The organism is Streptomyces sp. NPDC059853 (assembly GCF_042731495.1).
Taxonomy (GTDB): Bacteria; Actinomycetota; Actinomycetes; order Streptomycetales; family Streptomycetaceae; genus Streptomyces.
Genome location: NZ_JBHWJL010000418.1, coordinates 1 through 3,366, shown reverse-complemented (window position 1 = coordinate 3,366; position 3,366 = coordinate 1). Strand labels below are relative to the sequence as shown.

Below are 3,366 nucleotides of genomic sequence, written 5' to 3'. Positions count from 1 at the left end.
GGGCGAGGAACGGGCCGCCGCCGTCCGGGCTCTCGGCGCCGACTGCGCGGCGGCCGCCGGGGACCTGCTGCCGTATCTGCGCACTGTCGACGCCGCCCGGGATCTGGATCTGCTGCGGCAGGCGCTCGGTGACGCCCAACTGCACTACTACGGCGCCTCCTACGGCACCAAGCTCGGCGCGGTCTACGCGCACCTCTTCCCCCGGCGGGTGGGACGCACCGTCCTGGACGCCGTCGTCGACCCGACCCGGGATGTGGTGGAGCGCGCGCTGCTGCAGACCGAGGGGTTCGAGCTGGCGCTCGGCACCTACCTGGCGGGCTGCGGCGATCCGGCCGGCTGCCCCACCACCGGCGCCATCGAGGACCTGCTGGAGCGGCTGCGCGAGGCGCCCCTGCCCACCGCGGGGCCGCGCCGGCTCACCCAGTCGCTCGCCTTCACCGGCATCATGTCCACGCTGTACTCCCCGCAGTCCTGGGACTTCCTCACCCGCGCGCTGCGGCAGGCACTCGACGAGGGCCGGGGCGATCTGCTGCTGGCCGCCGCCGAGCAGTACAACGGCCGCGCCGCCGACGGCGGCTACCGCAACCTGCACGCCGCCAACCGCGCCGTCAACTGCGCCGATTTCGCCTCCCGCCCCACGGTCGACGACATCCTCGGGCAGCTGGACGCCTTCCGGGAGATCTCACCCGTCTTCGGGGAGCACTTCGCCTGGGGGCTGCTCGCCTGCGAGGGCTGGCCCGTCACCGGCGAGCGCGACCGGCCCGAGGTGCGCGCCGAGGGCGCCCGCCCCGTGCTGCTGCTGGCGACCACCGGCGACCCGGCCACCCCGTACGCCGGTGCCGAGCGGATGCGGGACGCGCTCGGGCCGGGGGTCGGCGTCCTGCTGACGTACGACGGGGAGGGCCACGGCGCGTACGGTTCGGGCGACCCGTGCGTGACCGCCGCCGTCCACGCCCAGCTGCTGGCCGGTGCCGTCCCCGAGGACGGCACCGTGTGCCCGTGAGAGCACGCGAACGGCCGGGGCCCGCCCGGGCCCCGGCCGTCGTACCGCGCGTGCGGCCGTCAGTAGACGGGCTTGGCCGGCTCGATCTGGTTGACCCAGCCGATCACGCCGCCGCCCACGTGCACGGCGTCCGCGAACCCGGCGTTCTTCAGCACCGCCAGCACTTCCGCACTGCGGACACCCGTCTTGCAATGCAGGACGATCCGCCGGTCCTGCGGCAGCGTCTGGAGCGCGCTGCCCATCAGGAACTCGTTCTTCGGGATCAGCTTCGCGCCCGGGATGGACACGATCTCGTACTCGTTGGGCTCCCGGACGTCGATGATCTCGATCTTCTCGTCCGCGTCGATCCACTCCTTGAGCTGCCTCGGAGTGATCGTGGAGTCCTGGGCCGCGGCCTGCGCCTCGTCCGAGACGACCCCGCAGAACGCCTCGTAGTCGATCAGCTCGGTGACCGTCGGGTTCTCCCCGCACACCGCGCAGTCGGGGTCCTTGCGGACCTTGACCTGCCGGTAGGTCATCTCCAGGGCGTCGTAGACCATCAGCCGTCCGACCAGCGGATCGCCCGTCCCCGTCAGCAGCTTGATCGCCTCGGTGACCTGGATGGAGCCGACGGACGCGCACAGCACGCCCAGCACCCCGCCCTCGGCGCAGGAGGGCACCATGCCCGGCGGCGGCGGCTCGGGGTACAGGCAGCGGTAGCACGGGCCGTGCTCGGACCAGAAGACCGACGCCTGGCCGTCGAAGCGGTAGATGGAGCCCCAGACGTACGGCTTGCCGAGCAGCACGCACGCGTCGTTGACCAGGTAGCGGGTGGCGAAGTTGTCCGTGCCGTCGACGATGAGGTCGTACTGGCTGAACAGGTCCATCACGTTGGACGAGTCGAGGCGCTCGTCGTGGATGTTGACCTGGACGTACGGGTTGATGCCCTGCACCGTCTCCTTGGCCGAGACGGCCTTGGGACGGCCGATGTCGGCCTGGCTGTGGATGATCTGCCGCTGGAGGTTGGACTCGTCGACCTCGTCGAACTCGACGATGCCGAGCGTGCCCACGCCCGCCGCCGCCAGGTACATCAGCGCGGGCGAGCCGAGCCCGCCGGCACCCACCGCGAGCACCTTGGCGTTCTTCAGCCGTTTCTGTCCCGCCATCCCCACGTCCGGGATGATCAGATGGCGGGAGTACCTGCGGACCTCGTCGACGGTGAGCTCGGCAGCCGGCTCGACCAGGGGTGGCAGCGACACGGGGACTCCGATGGTCAAAGGGACAGACGTTCTCCGTACAACAGTGCCACGCGGTGGCGCATTCCGAGACGGGCGTCCTGACTCCTGAGACGCCCGTCCCGGAAGGCCGTCCTACAGGCGGCAGGCCGCCTCCATCCAGATGTCCGCCAGCGATTCCTCCAGGCCGATCCGCGCCCGCCAGCCCAGCCGGTCGCGCGCCGTGCGCACGTCCGCCTGCTGCCAGGCACCGCAGCCGTCGGGGTACGGCACGGGCTGCGGCGGGGACGGCAGCCCCGACGGCTCGGGGCCGCGCGGCGGCGGCGGGCCCAGCGGGGCGTCCAGTTCGTGCAGCGCCCCGGCGTAGCCGGAGATCCTGGCCAGCGCGGTGGCCGCCTCGCGCAGCCGTACCGCGTGCCCGGTGCCGATGTTGACCACGCCCTGGGCCGCCGACAGGGTCGCGGCGTGCACGGCGCGGGCGACGTCGCGGACATCCACGAAGTCCCGCTGCACGCCGAGCCCGGTCAGCTTCAGCTCGCTGTCGCCGTGCTGCATGGCGCGGCGCAGCGAGTCGGCGAGCCGGCCGAGCGGCGAACCCGCCGGGGTGCCGGGCCCGGTCGGGGAGAACACCCGCAGCACGATCGCGTCCAGGCCGGAGCCCAGGACGAGTTCGGTGGCGGCCAGCTTGCTGACCCCGTACGGGCCGCCGGGCCGCGCCAGCGCGTCCTCGGCGATCGACGAGCCGGGCTGGGACGGGCCGTACTCGGCCGCGCAGCCCACGTGCACCAGCCGCGAGCGGCAGCTGCTGCGCCGTACCGCCTCGCACACGGTGGCGGTGGCCACGGTGTTCTGCCGGGTCAGCTCGCTGGCGGTGCCCCGGATGGCACCGGCGCAGTTGATCACCACGCCCGGGTGCACCGCGTCCAGGAACCGGGTGAGGGCGCCGGGACTGCCGGTGGCGAGGTCGAAGCGCACATCGGCCTCGTCGCCGCGGCCCAGCGCGGTGAGATGGACGGCGGGGTCGGCGAGGAGCCGTTCGGCGACGAAACGGCCGATGTAGCCGCCTGCGCCCAGCAGCAGAACTCTCATCGGTCCTCCTCCCGTCGGCCGGTGCGGAGGGGGGTATGGGGTGGGTGGGTCATGGGGGGA

3 protein-coding genes are annotated in these 3,366 nt (G+C 73.0%); 1 reads left to right on the top strand and 2 read right to left on the bottom strand.

From position 1 onward, the window contains the following. On the top strand, positions 1-1,003 hold a 1,003-nt coding region (locus tag ACFV5N_RS26045; RefSeq protein WP_385604460.1), incomplete at its 5' end, for an alpha/beta hydrolase. A 59-nt stretch (positions 1,004-1,062) separates the two neighbouring features. Here ACFV5N_RS26045 and moeZ read toward each other — a convergent pair. Both moeZ and ACFV5N_RS26035 read right to left on the bottom strand, forming a co-directional pair. Beyond that, positions 1,063-2,241, bottom strand: coding sequence for an adenylyltransferase/sulfurtransferase MoeZ (moeZ, locus tag ACFV5N_RS26040; protein WP_385604458.1), 1,179 nt, complete (start codon positions 2,239-2,241; stop codon positions 1,063-1,065). Positions 2,242-2,352: 111 nt separating this feature from the next. After that, the gene (locus ACFV5N_RS26035; protein ID WP_385604455.1) at positions 2,353-3,306 is read right to left on the bottom strand and encodes an NAD-dependent epimerase/dehydratase family protein; all 954 of its coding nucleotides are present in this window, start codon (positions 3,304-3,306) and stop codon (positions 2,353-2,355) included. Positions 3,307-3,366 lie beyond the last annotated feature (60 nt).